The following is a 16,090-nucleotide window of genomic DNA, read 5'->3' as shown; positions in this document are numbered from 1 at the left end:
CGCGTGCCGCCCGGGGCCGAGATGGCCGAGCGACGAGCGCAGCGACAGAGGAGGTCCCCCCGCCACCCCGCGAACGGGGGAACGGCCGGGGCGTCTGCTGCCCCGGCCGTTCCGTCTTCACACGGTCAGCGCTTCAGACGCAACGTCACCAGCTGGAACGGACGCAGGTCGAGTTCGACGACTCCACCCGTCACGTCCGACACCGCCGCGGCGTCGACCTGGCGCTCGAGCAGGTCGGTCTCGGTGACGCCCGTGACCTCGAACCCGGCCTCGAGGCGCGCGTGCACCCGCTGGCCGAGCGCCTCGTACAGGCGCACGACGACGTCTCCCGAGCCGTCCTGGGCGAGCTTGATCGCCTCGACGACGACACTCGACTCGTCGATCGAGACCAGCGGTGCGACCTCGGTCTCGGCGGCATCCGCGATCACACGCACCGGCAGGTTCGTGCGGTAGCCCTCGGCGACGGCGTCCGCGACCTCGGCGCCCACGACGATACCGACCTCGAGGTGGTGCGCGCCCTGATCCTGACCGGGGTCGGGGAACATCGCCGAGCGGATGATCGACAGTCGCACGAGCGAGTAGGTGCCGCCGGCCTCGCGCTCGTGGCGCGTGATGTCGTGGCCGTAGGTGGAGTCGTTCGTCACGGCGACGCCGAAGTCGCTCTCCGCGACGCGCACCCACCGGTGCGCGGCCGTCTCGAACCGCGCCGAGTCCCACGAGGTGTTCGTGTGGGTCGGCCGCACGATGTGACCGAACTGGATCTCGGATGCCGCACGGTCGGTGTGCACGTCGACGGGCACGCGGAGCTTGAGCAACTTCTGCTGCTCGTGCCAGTCGACGTCGAGCGACAGCCGCACCGTGCGCGAGCCCTCCGCGAGCGCGATGCGCTGAGCGATCGTGGACGTGCCCACGGTTCGCTCAACGACGATCGCGTCACCGTCGACCGCGATGCGATCCGCGGCCTCGACGGCGGTGGCGTGACGACGGTAGGTCTCGTCGATGTCCCACGCATCCCACTGGGTGGGGGTGTCGCGGAAGATCTCGAACTGTCCCGCCGCCTGACCGGCGGGCACGACCTCACGACCGGATGCCACCTCGATGAGCGAGGTGATCAGGCCGCGGCGGTCGACGACGGCGCGGACGATGCCGTTGTCGAGCACCCAGCCGTCGCCCTCGGCCCGCGGCGCGACGTCGCCCGCGGTGCTCCGCGGGGCGATCGCCAGCGCGGGGGCGCCGGCCCGGCCGTGCGGCGCGGCGTTGGCCACGACCGCGCGGTCACCGGTGCCCACGAGCGCCCGCAGGCTGTCGGCGATGATCTGCTCGAGCTCGGCCGCGATCGCGGCGTAGTTGCGCTCGGCATCGCGGTGCACCCAGGCGATCGAGGTGCCGGGCAGGATGTCGTGGAACTGCTGGAGCAGCACCAGTCGCCACAGGCGGCGCAGCGCCTCGGCGGGGTACTCCGTACCCGCGCGCACCGTGGCGGTCGCCGCCCACAGCTCCGCCTCGCGCAGCAGGTGCTCGCTGCGGCGGTTGCCCTGCTTCGTGCGCAGCTGGCTGGTGTACGTGCCGCGGTGGAACTCGAGGTATAGCTCCCCCGCCCAGACGGCGGGATCGGCGTATTCGGCCTCGGCCGTCTCGAAGAACTGCCGCGGGGTCGAGTGCTTCACGATCGGCGCGCCCTCGAGCGAGCCCGTGCGCGCGATCGTCGCGGTCATCTCGCGAGTGGGTCCGCCACCTCCGTCGCCGAAGCCGTAGGGGAGGAGCGACGTACGCGCCCGGCCCTTGTCGGCGAAGTTGCGCTCGGCGTGGGCGAGGTCGGCCGCCGTGACCTCGGAGTTGTACTTGTCGACCGGGGGGAAGTGCGTGAAGATGCGCGAACCGTCGATGCCCTCCCACCGGAAGGTGTGGTGCGGGATGCGATTGGTCTCGTTCCACGAGATCTTCTGCGTCAGGAACCAGCGCGCGCCGGCGGCCTTCATGATCTGCGGGAGAGCGCCGCTGTATCCGAACGAGTCGGGCAGCCACACCTCCTCGGTGTCGATGCCGAACTCCTCGAGGAAGAACGACTTGCCCTCGACGAACTGCCGGGCCATCGCCTCACCGCCGACCATGTTGGTGTCGGACTCGACCCACATCCCGCCCACCGGCACGAAGCGCCCCTCGGCGACGCGGGCCTTCAAGCGTTCCCACAGCGCGGGGTAGTGCTCCTTCATCCACGCGAACTGCTGCGCCGACGAGCTCGCGAAGACGAACTCGGGGTCGTCATCCATGAGCGAGAGCACGTTGCTGAACGTGCGCGACACCTTCCGGGCGGTCTCGCGCACCGGCCAGAGCCACGCCGAGTCGATGTGCGCGTGCCCGACCGCGTGCAGGACATGAGCGCTGGATGCCGCGGGCGCCGCGAGCAGAGGAGCGAGCACGTCGCGGCCCGCCTGTGCCGTCGCCGCGACGTCGTGGGGATCGACCGCGTCGATCGCGGCATCCAATCCCTCGAGAAGGGTCGCGCGGCGCGCGGAGGTCGCGTCGAGCTCGGCCAGCAGACCGTGGAGCAGGCGGAAGTCCTGCAGGAGTTCCCACACCGCGACGTCGCGGAGCCCGATCGACATCTCGCGCAGCACGTACAGGGGCGCGTCCCCCGCCGTCGCGGGGTCGCCGACCGGGGTCGGCTCGAACGTGAACAGGCTCCCGACGTCGGGGTTCGAGGCGGCCTCGACGAGCACGTCCACGCGTCCGTCCGCGTCGATCGCCGCGGCGGTGGCGTTGTTGAACGGGGAGATGCCCTTGATCGGGGCTCCCTCGCGGTTCCACACCAGCGCCTCGCACTGGAAGCCGCTCTGCCCGGCGGTGAAGCCCAGGTCGACGACGAACTCGGCGACCGTCCCCTCGGGCAGCTCGCCCGCCGCGTCCCGCCACGCGGCGGGGACCTCCCCCGACACGGCGAACCACGTGGTCCCCCACGCCCGGCCCCACGGCGTACCGATGGCGAAGGGCTGGTAGTCGGCATCCCGAGCCTCTTCGAAGGTCACGGGTTCGCCCGGGGCAACCCAGGCCGAGATCTCGAGGGGCTGGCGGGAACGGTAGACGGCGGGGGCGAGACGCTCGCGGACGAAGCGTTCGATGCGCATCTCGATGAGCGCTGTGCGGTCGTGCATGGGGGTGGATTCCTTGTCTGGGGGGACGGGTCAGCCCTTGACCGCGCCGGCGAGGGCCGACGGGCCGCCGAGTCCGCGCTGGACGAGCACGTACAGGCCGAGGACCGGAAGGGAGTAGACGATCGAGTAGGCCGCGAGCTGGCCGTAGGCCACGGCTCCGAACGACCCGAAGAAGTTGAAGATGCTGACCGCCGCCGGCTGGTAGTCGGGGCTGAGCAGCAGCACGAAGGGGACGAAGAAGTTCCCCCACGCCTGGATGAAGGTGAAGATGAACACCACCGCGATGCCCGGGCGCATGAGCGGCAGCACGATCTGGACGAGGGTGCGCATCGATCCCGCACCGTCCATCCATGCGGCGTGCTCGAGCTCGACGGGCACGCCGTCCATGAAGTTCTTCATCATCCAGATCGCGATCGGCAGCGCGCTCGCGGTCAGGAAGAGGATCGTGCCGCCGATCGAGTCGATGAGATTCAGCTGCACGAACAGGCTGTAGACCGGCACCATGATCGCGGTGATCGGCAGGCACGTGCCGAAGAGCACCGCATAGAGGAAGGGCTTGCCCACGCGCATCTTGTACCGCGAGAGCGGGTACGCCGCGAGCGAGGCGAGCACGACCGTGGCGATCGAGGTGCCGCCGGCCAGCAGCACGCTGTTCCACAGCGGCAGGAAGAGCAGGTCGGGCTTCATGACGGCGGCGAAGTTGTCGAGGGTCACCACCTCGGGCATCTTGATCGCGAGCGTGGGCTGCGCATCGAGCGAGGCCGTGACGAGCCACACGAGCGGGACCACGAACAGGATGCCGACCACGATCAGCAGCGTGTTGGCGACGACCCGGAGCGCGCGGGTGCGCGGCGACGACAGCGACGCTTTCTTTCGTGCGGGAGCGCGGCGCGGCGCCCGCGCCCGGGCGCCGGTGACCTCGGGAAGGGTGGCGGTGGTCATGAGGAGACCTCCTCGCGCAGCGCGCGGACGTAGAAGAAGGAGAAGATCGCGCCGATGAGCAGCATGATCGTGGCGACTGCGGTGCCGTATCCGAGCTCGCCGAACTTCAGACCCTGCTGGTAGGCGAGGATCGGCAGCGTGGTGCTCTTGTTGCCGGGGCCGCCGCCGGTCATGACGAAGATCAACGTGAAGACCGACAGGGTCTGCAGCGTCACGATCATCGAGTTGGTGCCGATGGTCGAGCGGATCATGGGGATCGTGATGAGGAACAGGCGCTTGACGCCGCTCGCGCCGTCGACCTCTGCGGCCTCGGTGATCTCGGGCGGCACGTCGGCCAGAGCCGCCGAGTAGACCATCATCGAGAAGGCCGTACCGCGCCAGATGTTGGCGAAGATCACCATGAGCACCGGCAGGGTGAACAGCCAGCTGACGGGGTCGAGACCGAAGATCGCGAGGATGGCGTTGAGCGTGCCGTTGTCGCGGAAGAAGGCGTACGCGGCGAAAGCCGCGACGATCTCGGGCAGGACCCAGGCCGTGACGACGATGGTGCCGACCACGGCGGTCACCACGCGGTTGCCCGAGCGCATCATGAGCGCGAGAGCGAGGCCCAGGATGTTCTGACCGATGACGGCCGAGAAGAACACGAAGACGATCGTGTTGACGACCGCGACCGGGAAGTCGGGTGCCTTGAAGAGCTGGGTGTAGTTGTCGAAGCCGACGAACTCGCTCGCCACCGCGGTCGAGCCCGACAGCGTCGCGTTGGTCAGCGAACCCCACAGCGACACGAGGATCGGGCCGAGCAGGAAGACCGCGAGCAGGAGCGCTGCGGGAAGGAGCGGGAGCGCCCGGGCCGACGACCGGAGGCCGCGCGTCGTGGCGCGCGACCCCCGATCGGTTCCGGTCGCCCCGGTCTGGGCCAGGGCGGTCACGATCAGCCCTGCTGGGTGTTGTCTTCGCCCACGATGCCGATGACGGCCTGGTCGTAAGCGGCGGCGGCGTCATCGACGCTGGACTGCCCGGTCATCACGGCTTCCATGGCGACCTGGATCTGGTTCGAGATCTTGTCGTAGTCCTCGGTCGCGGGGCGGAAGTGGGTGGTGTCGACGAAGCTCGAGAAGGTCTTGAAGCTCGGGTTGGCGTCGAGGTACTCGCTGGACTGGGCCACGTCGGCGCGGACGGCGATCTGGCTGTTGTCGATGTTGTACGCGGTGGCGTTGTCCTTGTTCACCGCGGTCGAGAGGAAGTCCCACGCGGCGTCGGCGTTCTTGGTGTTCTTGCCGATCGCGAGCGTCCATCCGCCGGACATGCTGGTCGTGCCGGGCGCCTGACCCTCCTGCGTCGGCATCGCGGCGATGCCGAGGGTGTCGCTCCACGCGGGCCAGGCGGCGGTGCCTCCGTCGACCCACGCGGCGGACTGCCACGAGCCGTCGAGAGCGATGGCCAGCTTGCTCGAGGGGAGCCAATCGGCGGTCACGCTGGTGAAGATGTTGGGGTCGAGCGCCTGCTGGAGCGAGGGTCCGAGGCCGCCCTGGTAGACGTCGGAGACGAACTGCAGCGAGTCCTTGAAGCCCTGGCTGCCGACGACCCACTTCTTCGAGGAGGTGTCGTAGAGGGTGTCCTCGGTGCCGTAGAGCAGCATCTCGAGACCCTGCATGGATGCCGCCTCGCCCGCGGTCTTGCCCGAGTAGACGTTGATCGGGATGACGTCGGGGTCGGCCGCCTTGACCTTCTCGGCGGCGGAGAGCACGTCGGCCCAGGTCTTGGGCTGCCACGGCACCGAGATGCCGGCCTTGGCGAAGATCTCCTTGTTGTACCAGAGGCCGCGGGTGTCGGTGCCGAGCGAGACGCCGTACGTCTTGCCGTCGGGGCCGAGACCGGCCTGTTTGGCGCCCTCGGCGAACTGCGACCAGTCGCTCCACGTGGCGAGGTAGTCGTCGAGGGGCAGCAGGTACCCCGCCGCGGCGTCGGACTGGATCTTGAAGGTGTCTTCGTACTGGACGTCGGGCGCTGTGCTGGCCGACTTGTTCATGAGCGCGAGCTTCGTGTAGTAGTCGGCGCCCTCGGCCTGAATCGGCACGAGTTCGACGGTCATGCCCTCGTGGGCGGCCTCGTACTCCTTCTTCGCGTTCTCCATGAGCGTCTGCATCTGGTTGAACGTCGCCGTGGTCTGGTACGCGACGCGGATCGTCTTGCCGTCGCCCGCGCCCGCACCACCGGCAGAGCAGCCGGCCAGGGCCACGGTCAGGGCGGTGGCGGTCAGAAGACCGGTCGCCATCGTCAGTTTCTTCATGAAAGCTCCCTTGCTCGGGTGGAGACACCGCGTCGCCAGAACCTTTTATAAATCAAATGGACTAACTCGGCAAGTCGAAGCGCCCCGGACGTGCGTAACGATCGGAATACGCCCCGCTATGAGGCGTGGCCGCCGATGTCAGAGAGCGATCATCATGCGTGCCGGGCGCGCCGAGAACGCGCCGTCGAGCATGAGGCAGGCGGCACCGACCGCGGCGACGTCAGCCCCGACCCTCGAGCGCCGCACGACGATCTCGCGGGTCGCGGTCGACGCCGGATCGACGGCGACACGGGCGGCGACAATGTCACCCAGAACCCCCTCCAGGCGCTCCCACACCGGACCCCCGAGGACGACCTCGTCGACGTCGAGCAGGTTGTTCGTCACCACCAGCGCCCGAGCGATGCGCTCCCCCGCTCGGCGGAGCACCTCGACCGAGCGCTCCTCGCCCTCGCGGGCGTCGTGCACGAGCCGATCGAGATCGGAACGGGTGTCGCCGGCCGTGGCGGGAGCGAATCCCGCCTCCGCCAGCAGGACCCGCGGCTCGATCGACACTCCGAGGCACCCGCGCGCCCCGCAGGCGCAGGCGGGACCCGCGGGATCGACGTTGACGTGGGCGATCCCGCCGGCGTTGCCGGTGCGTCCGCGCACCGGGGCGCCCGCGATCGCGAGGCCCACACCGACACCGGCGCCGTAGTACAGGAACATCGCGTCGCCCAGGGCGTCGGAGCGGTCGAACCACATCTCGCCCACCATCGCCGCGGTCACGTCCTTCTCGACGATCACGGGAAGACCGGTGACGGCGCCGAGGTCTTCGCGCACGTTGACGTTGTGCCACTCGGGCAGCAGCGGCGGGTCGAGCAGGCGTCCCCCGCGCGCGTCGAAGGGGCCCGGCGCGGCCACACCGACCCCGAGAACGAGATCGCGAGGGATGCCGGCGCGCTCGACGATCGCGTCGACGGCGGCGCCGACGGCCTGCACAAGTCCCTCGGGAGTCGAGGCGGCCGGACGAGCGATCTCGTCGTGAGCAACGACCTCGCCCGCCATGTCGACGACGACGATCGTGTCGACCACCGGATCCAGGTGCACGCCCACCGCGAATCGCGAGCGCGGCGCGAGCTTGAGCAGCGTCCGGGGTTTGCCGGGGCCGGAGATGACCTTGCCCGCCTCGACGATGAGTCCCTCGTCGGCCAGGCGACGCGTGACGTTGCTCAACGTCTGCGCGCTCAGCCCGGTGCGCGCGGTCAGCTCGACCCGACTGAGCCCTTCGGGCGAGCGACGGATGTGATCCAGCACGAGGGTCTGGTTGTACTCCCCGACCGCGGGCAGGTTGGATCCGGTTCGCATGACCCCTGTCCTCGCTCGCCGGTCCGCGGCGCGGGCCCTTTCGTCCAGATTACGCCCGCCCATCGGCGCGCCTCGCGCGTCCCGCGCGCTCAGGACTGCAGCGCGAGCGCGGCCGCACCGAGCAGGGGGCCGTCGCCGTCGAGACCGGATCCGACGATGCGGCAGCGGCGCGCGTACGCGTGCAGCGACGCCGCCTCGGCGGCCGCGCGCACCTGATCGATGTAGTCGGGGGCGACCTGAGAGAAGCCGCCGGCGATCGCCACTGCCTCGAGGTCGCACAGGGTGGCGGCAGCCGCGATGGCCTGGCCGACCGCGGTCGCCGACCGGCTTACGGCGGCGATCGCCGTGGCATCCCCCTCCGCGTGCGAAGCGGCCAGATCGAGGCCGGTCTCGCCCTCCCAGCCCTGTGACTTCGCCCAGGCGACGGTGCCGGGCCCCGCGGCGACGGCCTCGAGCGTGGCGGAGACGACCTCGCCGTCCTCGATGGTCCGCACGAAGGTCTGGCCCAGGTGCCCCGCGTTGCCGCTCGACCCGCTGACCGGGCGACCGCCCAGCACGAGACCGCCGCCGACGCCGGTCGACACCACGATCGCCATCGCGTCGTCGCAGCCGACCAGAGCACCGCGCCAGTGCTCGGCGAGGGCGATGCAGGTGCCGTCGAGCGCGAGGTGGATCGGCCCGTCGACGAGCCCGCCCAGGACCTCGTCGATGGGCAGCCCGGCCGCGAGCGGGAGGTTCAGCGGCGACACCGAGCGCGAGGGCAGGTCGACCGGTCCGGCGCTGCCGACCCCGATCGCGGCGACCGCCGCCCCCGGCACCGCGGCGAGCGCTCCCTCGGCGGCCTCGCGCACGTGACGGGCGATGGTGGCGCGGTCGTTCTCGCGCCCCGTGGGGCGGCGCGTCACACTCGCGCGAACGACCTCGCCCGCGGCCGAGACCAGGGCCGCGTCGACCTTCGTCCCGCCGATGTCGACGGCGAGCACGTAACCGGTGGCGGGCAGGGACGGGGTGGTGTGCGACATGCGCGGGCTCCTCGGGTGGACCAACGCTCCCCGATCCTAGGGGCGCACCGCTCTCGCCGAGTGACGCCTGTGACCCGCGGCATTCCGGCCCCCGCCTCCACGGCGCGGGTTACGATCGGGTCACGGCGGCGATGACGCGCCTCCGCCTCCGCGACACAAGGGATGCCATGGACGAGACGGTCACGCCCGAGGCGACCACGCGGCTGCGCCGCGGCGACACCGCCACCGCCCCGACCCGCCCCGGGGTCGACACCGCCCTCGACGCGGCGTCGTTCGCCCACCTGACCGGGGAGATCCTGGCATCCGTGTCGAAGGTCATCGACGGCAAGCCCGACGCCGTCCGAAGCGCCCTGATCGCTCTGCTGGCCGAGGGTCACCTGCTGATCGAGGACGTCCCGGGCGTGGGCAAGACGATGCTCGCGCGGGCCCTGGCCGCCACCGTCGACGCCGACGTGCGCCGCATCCAGTTCACCCCCGACCTGCTGCCGGGCGACATCACCGGCGTGTCGGTGTTCAATCCGGTGCAGCGGCAGTTCGAATTCACCCCCGGCGCGGTGTTCGCCCACATCGTCATCGCCGACGAGATCAACCGCTCCTCCCCCAAGACGCAGTCGTCGCTGCTCGAGGCTATGGAGGAGCGCCAGGTCACGGTCGACGGCCGCACGCACGTGCTCCCCTCGCCGTTCCTCGTCGTGGCGACGCAGAACCCGTTCGAGATGGAGGGCACGTACGTCCTGCCCGAGGCGCAGCGCGACCGATTCCTGCTGCGCATCTCGATGGGGTACCCGGATGCCGCGGCCGAGGCGCTCATGCTCCGCCAGCGCGACACGGTGAACCCCCTCGACGGCGTGGCGCCGGTCGTCACGGCGCGCCAGGTGACCGCGATGATCGCGTGGGCGCGGGGCGTGCACGTGGCCCCGGCGCTCGAGGAGTACGTCGTCGCGCTCGCGCAGGCCACGCGCAGCCACCCCGACATCCGGCTGGGGGCGAGCCCGCGCGCGACCCTGCAGCTCGTGCGCGCCGCCAAGGTCCGCGCCGCTCTCGACGGTCGCGCGTACGTCATCCCCGACGACATCACGGCCCTGCTGTCGCCGGTGTTCGCCCACCGCCTCATCGCCAATCGCTCGGCCGCGGGCGGCCGGGCCGGGGCCGCGGTCGTCGCCGACGCCCTCGAGCGCATCGCGACGAGCGTGCGCGTTCCCCTCGCGCCCCGTCCGTGAGCAGCGGCGTGAAGCGCCTCTGGCCTTTCACCCTGCGGGGCACGGGGGCCATCCTCCTCGCCGTCGCGGGGTTCGTCGTCGCGCAGCGCGCCGGCATCCCCGAACTGCTGTACTTCGCCACTCTGCTCGTGGCCCTGCTCGCCGCATCGGCGGTGGCTCTGCTGCTGACGCGCGGCACCGGCTCCGTTTCCCGGGTCGTCACCCCCGAGACCCCCGAAGTCGGCGGCACGGCCACGGTCCTGGTGCGCGCGGGTCTGTCGAGCGCCCTGCCGACCGGCCCGGGCAGATGGAGCGACACGCTCCCCGCGGGTCTGTCCGGCCACGCCCAGGGCACGTCGGCACCGATCCCGTCGACGCTGTCGGGCGCCGGGGGCGCGGTCGAGGTGCGCTACGACGTCGTCGGCGCGTCGCGCGGCATCCATTCGATCGGACCCCTCGAAATGACGACGACCGATCCCTTCGGGCTCATCCGTCGGCGCATCTCGCTCGGCCGCACGACCGCGGTCACGGTGGCCCCGGCGATCCTCGATCTGGCCCCGCTGCCCTCGGCCTCGGGCGAGGCGGGCGGGATGCGGCAGACCGCGGCCCTGCAGCTCGGCCAGGGCGCCGACAATCTCGTCGCCCGCCCGTACGCCCCGGGCGACTCGATGCGGCGCATCCACTGGCGGGCGACCGCCCACCGCGACACCCTCATGGTCCGCCAGGAGGAGCAGGAGTCCTCCCCCGCCGCCACCGTCGTGATCGACCGCGCCCTGTCGCGGTGGTCGCCCGTGGCCTCGCACGCCCCCGGCAGCGACCCCGCCTTCGAGACGGCGGTGACCGCGTGCGTCTCGGCCGTGGCGCATCTCGTGCACGAGGGCTACACCGTCGATGTCGTCGACAGCGACGGCACCCTCCTGACCGACCCCGTCGAGGGCGGCGACGACGCCGAGGCCCGAGCGGTCGCCGCGGGCTTCGCGAGTCTGCGAGCCCGCGCCGACGATGCGTCCCACCGCGTGGTGCCGGCGACGGTCTCGGCGATGCTGGGTCCGGTCGTCGTGATCACCGGCGACCTGCAGCCCGAGGATCGCGCGGCCCTCGGCGCCGCGGGCACCCACTCGGCGCTTCCGGTGCTGATCGTGGTCGCCGACCATGCCGAGCTCGACGCGCTGCACGCCTCGGGGTGGCGGGCCGTCCTCCTGCGCCCGGGTGCCGACGTGGCCCGGGCCTGGGACGACGCGATGGAACAGGGGTACGCCCGTGTCGCTCGCTGACCTCACCGTGCTGCGCACGCCGCGCCGCCGCCGCGATGCCACGCTGCTGACGATCGGCCTCTTCGCCGCGATCGCCGCCGCGATGCTGCCGGTCTTCTCGGTCATCGCCCCGGGGGCGTGGGTCGCCGGCGCCGTCCTCGTCGCCGGGGGTTCGCTCGGCGCGGGGCTGGCGGTGCGCCTGTCGCGCCTGCCGGCTTTGGTGGCGAGCATCGCCGAGATCGCCGTGTGGATCGTGTTGCTCACGGCGATCTTCGGCCGGTCCACGGCCCTGCTCGGCATCATCCCGACCCCGTCGACTTTCGCTTCTGTCCCGGGGCTGATCGCTCAGGCCTCGGCGGAGATCCGCGACGGCGTCGCCCCCGTCCCTCCCGAGGAGGGGCTGGCGTTCCTCTTGGTGGCCGCGATCGGCGCTCTGGCGATCGTGCTCGATCACGTCGTGCTGACGGCCCGGATGCCGCTTCTCGCCGGCGTCGGCCTCGTCGCCGTCTCGCTCATCCCGACGATCGCGATCCCCTCCGACGTCAACGTCGTGAGCTTCGTGCTGCTGGCCGCAGCGCTGCTGTTCCTGCTGCGCATCGACACCCGAGCGCGCGCGGCCGCCCCACGCGCGCGGGGTGACCGCACCCCCGCCCCCGCGCCCCGCCGCCTGTTCGGGGTGTCGGCCACGGCCCTCGGGGTCGCCGCCGTGGCCGTCATCGTGGCGGTCGTCGCCACCCCCCTGCTCCCCCAGCCGGGTCTGCGCTTCGCCAGCGGCGGCACGGGCGGACTGGGCACGACGATCAACCCCAACCTCGAGCTGGGCAATGACCTGCGCCAACCCCGTGACGTCGATGTGCTGACCGTGCGCACGACCGGCCCCACGGCTCCCTACCTGCGGGCCGTCACCCTGTCACGCTTCGACGGCGCGGTGTGGGAGCCCGACACCTTCGACACCGTCTCGGTTCCCGCGGACGGCGCCGTCTTCGACCGCGTGGGCGTCGACTCCGACATCACCCTGGCCGACTGGACCACCACGGTCACCGTCGACCAGCTCGACAGCCCTTGGCTGCCCGTCCCCTACCCCGCCTCGACGGTGACCGGGCTGAACGGCGACTGGCTCGGCATGCCGCAGAACCGCACGGTCGTCACCCGCGCGGGGTCGACGCGCGAGCAGGTGTACGAGGTGCAGGCGAACGTTCCCCGCCCGACCCTCGAGCAGATCCGCTCCAAGACGGTGGGAACCTCCGGTCTCGACGCCACCCTGACGGCCCTTCCCGCCGACGTGCCCGCCATCATCGGCGACACCGCGCTCGAGGTGACGGCGAACGCGCAGACCCCGTACGACAAGCTCGTGACCCTGCAGAACTGGTTCCGCAGCAGCCAGTTCCGCTACTCGCTCGACGCCCCCGTCGATGCGGGATTCGACGGAGCGGGTCTCGACGCCGTGGCGCAGTTCCTGCAGGTGCGCGCGGGATACTGCGTGCACTACGCCTCCGCCTTCGCCGTGATGGCCCGCACCCTCGGCATCCCCGCCCGCATCGTGATCGGCTACCTGCCGGGCACGGCCTCGAGTCTGGGCCAGCAGGGCGGAGCCGAGTACACGGTCACCTCGAGCCAGCTGCACTCGTGGCCCGAGGTGTACTTCGACGGCATCGGGTGGGTCCCGTTCGAGCCGACGAACAGCCTCGGCGTGCCCACGAACTTCGCCTCGGGCTCTTCGGGGAACAACACGACCACCCCGAACACCCCGAGCCAGGATGCCGACGCCCCGGCCGACCAGCCCACCTCGGCGCCGTCGACGGCGGCGGAGAACGACCCGGGCGCCCAGGCCACCGGTGGCGGTTCGGTGACCGCACGACAGAGCACGGCGTGGGTCGCTCCGGTCCTTGGCGTCGTCGTGCTGCTCCTGCTGGCCGGGGTCCCCGCCGTGGCGCGATCGGTTCTGCGTCGCCGACGCCTCGCCGCCGCGCGTGCGGGCGACCCGGTGGCGGCGTGGACGGCGATGTTGGAGGACGCGGTGGATCTCGGCATCCCGGTCTCGTCCGCTCTGTCTCCGCGCGCTTTCGCGGGGGTGCTCGTCGACGGGCACGGTGCCTCGCCCGACGACGTCGAGCTGCTGCGCGACGCGGTCGAACGGGTGAGCTACGCGGGCGACAGCCTCGATCCCGCGCAGGGGCCCGCTCTCGTCGCCGCCGTCGCGGGAGTGCGCGCCGCTCTCGAGGGGCGAGCGACCCCGCTGCGCCGGGTGCTCGCGCGGGCGTATCCCCGCTCGCTCGTCGTGCGGCCCGGCGCCGTCGGCGCGGTCGAGCGCGAGAGCGTGTCTCGGTAGCCGCCGGGGAAAGCGAAGAGCGCCACCCTCTCGGGTGACGCTCTTCGTGTGGCGGAAGTGACAGGATTTGAACCTGCGAGGCGAGTTACCCCGCCTACATGGATTCCAGCCATGCTCCTTAGGCCGCTCGGACACACTTCCAAGGGACGATCCTACACGGCCCTTGCGCCCCGCTCGAACCGACCCCGGGTCAGAGCACGCTCTTCGGCAGGCGGTGGAGGGTCACCGCCCCCACAGCCCGGAACGGGTGCAGCGGGTCGGGGGCCTGCGAGCCGGTCGGGCCGCCGAGTTCGCTGTGCACGAGAGCGCTCATGACCGCGTACGCGTCCATGCGGTCCCATCCGCGCACGTCGACGAGCTCGTCGAAGACGTCCTCGTAGCCGCGGCGGATGCTCTCCTGCACCGGGTCGCCCAGGCCGACGAAGATCCACTCTGCGTCGGTCTCGACGCGGGGCGCCCGGAGCCCGGCATCCGGGATCAGATCGATCGAGACCACCGCGACGCCCGCCGCCTCGATGGCGACGAACGACGACTCGCCGCGGGCCATCACGGCGTGGATGTCGCCGATCGACAGCAGCGCCCCCTCGACCTCGACGGGCAGGTACACCGTGGCGCCCGGGGCGACGTCGGTGAGATCCATGTTGCCGCCGAGGGCGGTCGTCGGCATGACCGTCGAGTTCGACCCGGTGGCAGGCGCCGTGCCGATGCAGCCGATCATCGGGCGCGCGGGCACCACGTGACGGTCGGTCAGGTGCACGCCCGCGGCGTCGATCGGAATGCGCCTGCTGACGACGTGATCGGGCATGCGGTGCTGCAGCGCTCCGGCGCCGGGGAGGCTCTGCGACCACCCGTACGCGCCGAGGCGGATCTCGTGCACGTGCACCACGAGGGCGTCGCCGGGCTTCGCGCCCTCGACGTACACGGGGCCGGTCACCGGGTTGATCGGAGCCTTCAGCGCGCCGAGGTCACCGTGCTCGTGCAGTTCGGCGTACACCGCGTCGTCGGTCTCGAGCGCGATCCTCTCCCCTGTTCCGGGTTGGATGCGCAGCGCCGGAGGCACCGACGCGTCGTATCCCGGGCGACCGTGCTCCTTGCCGAGCCAGTGCTCCTCGGTCATCGCGAGGCCACTTCTCCGCCGCCCTCACCGGCGGTGGCGATGGCGTGCTCGGGCAGGGGCCCGGTGGCCCCGCCGTTCTTGCGGGCGAAGATCACGTAGACGACCCCGCCGACGACCAGCCACAGGATGCCGCCGATCTTGGCGGTCACGTCGGCGTTCAGCAGCACGTATCCGATGATGAGGAAGCCGACCAGCGGAACGACGAGGTGCAGGAGGTAGTTCTTCGACTTCTTCTTGCCGAGGTAGTACGCCGCGACCGACACGTGCAGCAGCAGGAAGCCGAGCAGGGCGCCGAAGTTCACCAGCGACGAGATCACGGCGATCTGGCCGACGAAGAACAGCACCAGCACGAGCGAGATGGCGCTCACCAGCAGGATCGCCGCCATCGGCACCTGGCGCGAGGTGACCTTCGACAGGAAGGCGGGCAGGCGCCGGTCGCGGCTCATCGAGTAGAGCAGGCGAGAGGTCGCCGCCTGGGCCGCAACCGCGTTGGCGATGCCCACCGCGATGACGTTGACGGCGAGGAAGGCGGTCGCCCACCCGCTGCCGGCGGCCTTGGCCACGAGAAGGAAGAAGGCGTTGTTGACCTCGTCGTCGCCGAACGCGATGGTGCCGTTGGCGAGGGCGCTGGCGAACCAGGTCTGCGCGATGAAGAGCACCGCGACCACGAGCAGCGCGATGATCATGGCGCGGCCGCCGGACTTCCGGTCACCGGTGGACTCCTCTGCCATGGTCGAGATGCCGTCGAAGCCGAGGAAGCTCAGCACCGCGATCGACAGGGCGGTGGCGATGAGCGCGGGGTTGACCTTCTCGGCATCCCACAGCGGAGCCATGGTGAACTCGGCGCCCGGGATCGTGCCGGACGACAGGGCGACCATGGCGATCACGACGAAGATCACCACGAAGGCGAGCTGGATGGCGAGCATGACGCGGTTGGCGATCTTGATCGACCCGATACCGAGGACGTTGATGACGGTGTTGATGATGACGAAGGCCACGGCCCAGATCCACTGCGGAACGTCGGGGAAGATGCCCGCCATCGAGGACGCGGCGAAGACGTAGAGCAGCGTCGGCACGAGCAGGTAGTCGAGCAGGATCGCCCACCCGGCGAAGAAGCCGACGGTGGGGTGCAGGCCGCGACCGACGTACGAGAAGACCGAGCCGGCGATCGGGAACGCCTTCGACATCTGCGCGTAGGCGAGGGCGGTGAAGATCATCGCGACCACCCCGGTGAGATAGACCAGCGGCACCATGCCGCTCGCGGCGTTGAAGACGACGCCGAAGATCGCCCAGGGGGCGATGGGCACCATGAACACGAGGCCGTAGACCACGAGGTCGAAGGTGGACATGGAGCGCTTGAGCTCCTGCTTGTAGCCGAACGACTCCAGCGACTGCTGGGCCTCGGGGGCGGGGTGCGACATCGGGTCTCCTGGTTCGGGTGG

General features: G+C 71.1%; 11 protein-coding genes and 1 tRNA gene. 3 read left to right on the top strand and 9 right to left on the bottom strand.

The annotated features are described in order from the left end of the window. Positions 1-125: 125 nt before the first annotated feature. The 6 genes from F9B98_RS14125 to F9B98_RS14100 all read right to left on the bottom strand — a co-directional run bounded on the left by F9B98_RS14125 (position 126) and on the right by F9B98_RS14100 (position 8,750). Positions 126-3,152, bottom strand: a complete 3,027-nt coding sequence (locus tag F9B98_RS14125) for an alpha-mannosidase (RefSeq protein WP_150958547.1) — start codon at positions 3,150-3,152, stop codon at positions 126-128. Between the two features lie 30 nt (positions 3,153-3,182). Next, complete coding sequence (locus F9B98_RS14120) at positions 3,183-4,094, bottom strand: carbohydrate ABC transporter permease (RefSeq protein ID WP_225310359.1); 912 nt, start codon at positions 4,092-4,094, stop codon at positions 3,183-3,185. After that, positions 4,091-5,023, bottom strand: coding sequence for a carbohydrate ABC transporter permease (locus F9B98_RS14115; protein WP_150958545.1), 933 nt, complete (start codon positions 5,021-5,023; stop codon positions 4,091-4,093). Before F9B98_RS14115 ends, F9B98_RS14120 begins: the two co-directional genes overlap by 4 nt. 2 nt (positions 5,024-5,025) lie before the next feature. Beyond that, positions 5,026-6,384 (bottom strand): extracellular solute-binding protein, encoded by a 1,359-nt coding sequence (locus F9B98_RS14110; protein ID WP_150958543.1) that lies wholly within the window; start codon positions 6,382-6,384, stop codon positions 5,026-5,028. A gap of 138 nt (positions 6,385-6,522) precedes the next feature. Continuing rightward, a complete protein-coding gene (locus F9B98_RS14105) occupies positions 6,523-7,728 on the bottom strand; it encodes an ROK family transcriptional regulator (RefSeq protein WP_150958541.1) in 1,206 nt (401 codons plus the stop codon). An 89-nt stretch (positions 7,729-7,817) separates the two neighbouring features. Next, on the bottom strand, positions 7,818-8,750 hold the full coding sequence (locus F9B98_RS14100; protein WP_150958539.1) for an ROK family protein: 933 nt from the start codon (positions 8,748-8,750) through the stop codon (positions 7,818-7,820). Positions 8,751-8,917: 167 nt separating this feature from the next. Here F9B98_RS14100 and F9B98_RS14095 point away from each other — a divergent pair, with 167 nt between their 5' ends. Genes F9B98_RS14095 through F9B98_RS14085 form a run of 3 tightly spaced genes read left to right on the top strand, consistent with a single transcriptional unit; the run spans position 8,918 to position 13,531 of the window. Then, positions 8,918-9,970 (top strand): AAA family ATPase, encoded by a 1,053-nt coding sequence (locus tag F9B98_RS14095; RefSeq protein ID WP_150959096.1) that lies wholly within the window; start codon positions 8,918-8,920, stop codon positions 9,968-9,970. An 8-nt stretch (positions 9,971-9,978) separates the two neighbouring features. Continuing rightward, positions 9,979-11,223 carry a DUF58 domain-containing protein gene (locus F9B98_RS14090; protein WP_150958537.1) on the top strand — a complete coding sequence of 415 codons (1,245 nt, stop codon included), beginning with the start codon at positions 9,979-9,981 and terminating at the stop codon, positions 11,221-11,223. Next, positions 11,210-13,531 (top strand): DUF3488 and DUF4129 domain-containing transglutaminase family protein, encoded by a 2,322-nt coding sequence (locus tag F9B98_RS14085; RefSeq protein WP_191966902.1) that lies wholly within the window; start codon positions 11,210-11,212, stop codon positions 13,529-13,531. Before F9B98_RS14090 ends, F9B98_RS14085 begins: the two co-directional genes overlap by 14 nt. A 49-nt stretch (positions 13,532-13,580) precedes the next feature. Here the strand turns inward: F9B98_RS14085 and F9B98_RS14080 are convergent. From F9B98_RS14080 to F9B98_RS14070, 3 genes are all read right to left on the bottom strand, one after another. Beyond that, a tRNA-Ser gene (locus F9B98_RS14080) sits at positions 13,581-13,672 on the bottom strand. A gap of 49 nt (positions 13,673-13,721) precedes the next feature. After that, on the bottom strand, positions 13,722-14,648 hold the full coding sequence (locus tag F9B98_RS14075) for an acetamidase/formamidase family protein (protein ID WP_150958532.1): 927 nt from the start codon (positions 14,646-14,648) through the stop codon (positions 13,722-13,724). Continuing rightward, on the bottom strand, positions 14,645-16,069 hold the full coding sequence (locus F9B98_RS14070; protein ID WP_150958529.1) for an APC family permease: 1,425 nt from the start codon (positions 16,067-16,069) through the stop codon (positions 14,645-14,647). The genes F9B98_RS14075 and F9B98_RS14070 overlap by 4 nt, the downstream gene beginning before the upstream one ends. Positions 16,070-16,090: the final 21 nt, after the last annotated feature.

The sequence above is a fragment of the Microbacterium testaceum StLB037 genome (genome assembly GCF_008763945.1).
Taxonomy (GTDB): domain Bacteria; phylum Actinomycetota; class Actinomycetes; order Actinomycetales; family Microbacteriaceae; genus Microbacterium; species Microbacterium testaceum_G.
Note: the sequence above shows the minus strand (reverse complement) of the source record. Positions and strands in the feature narration are given on the sequence as shown.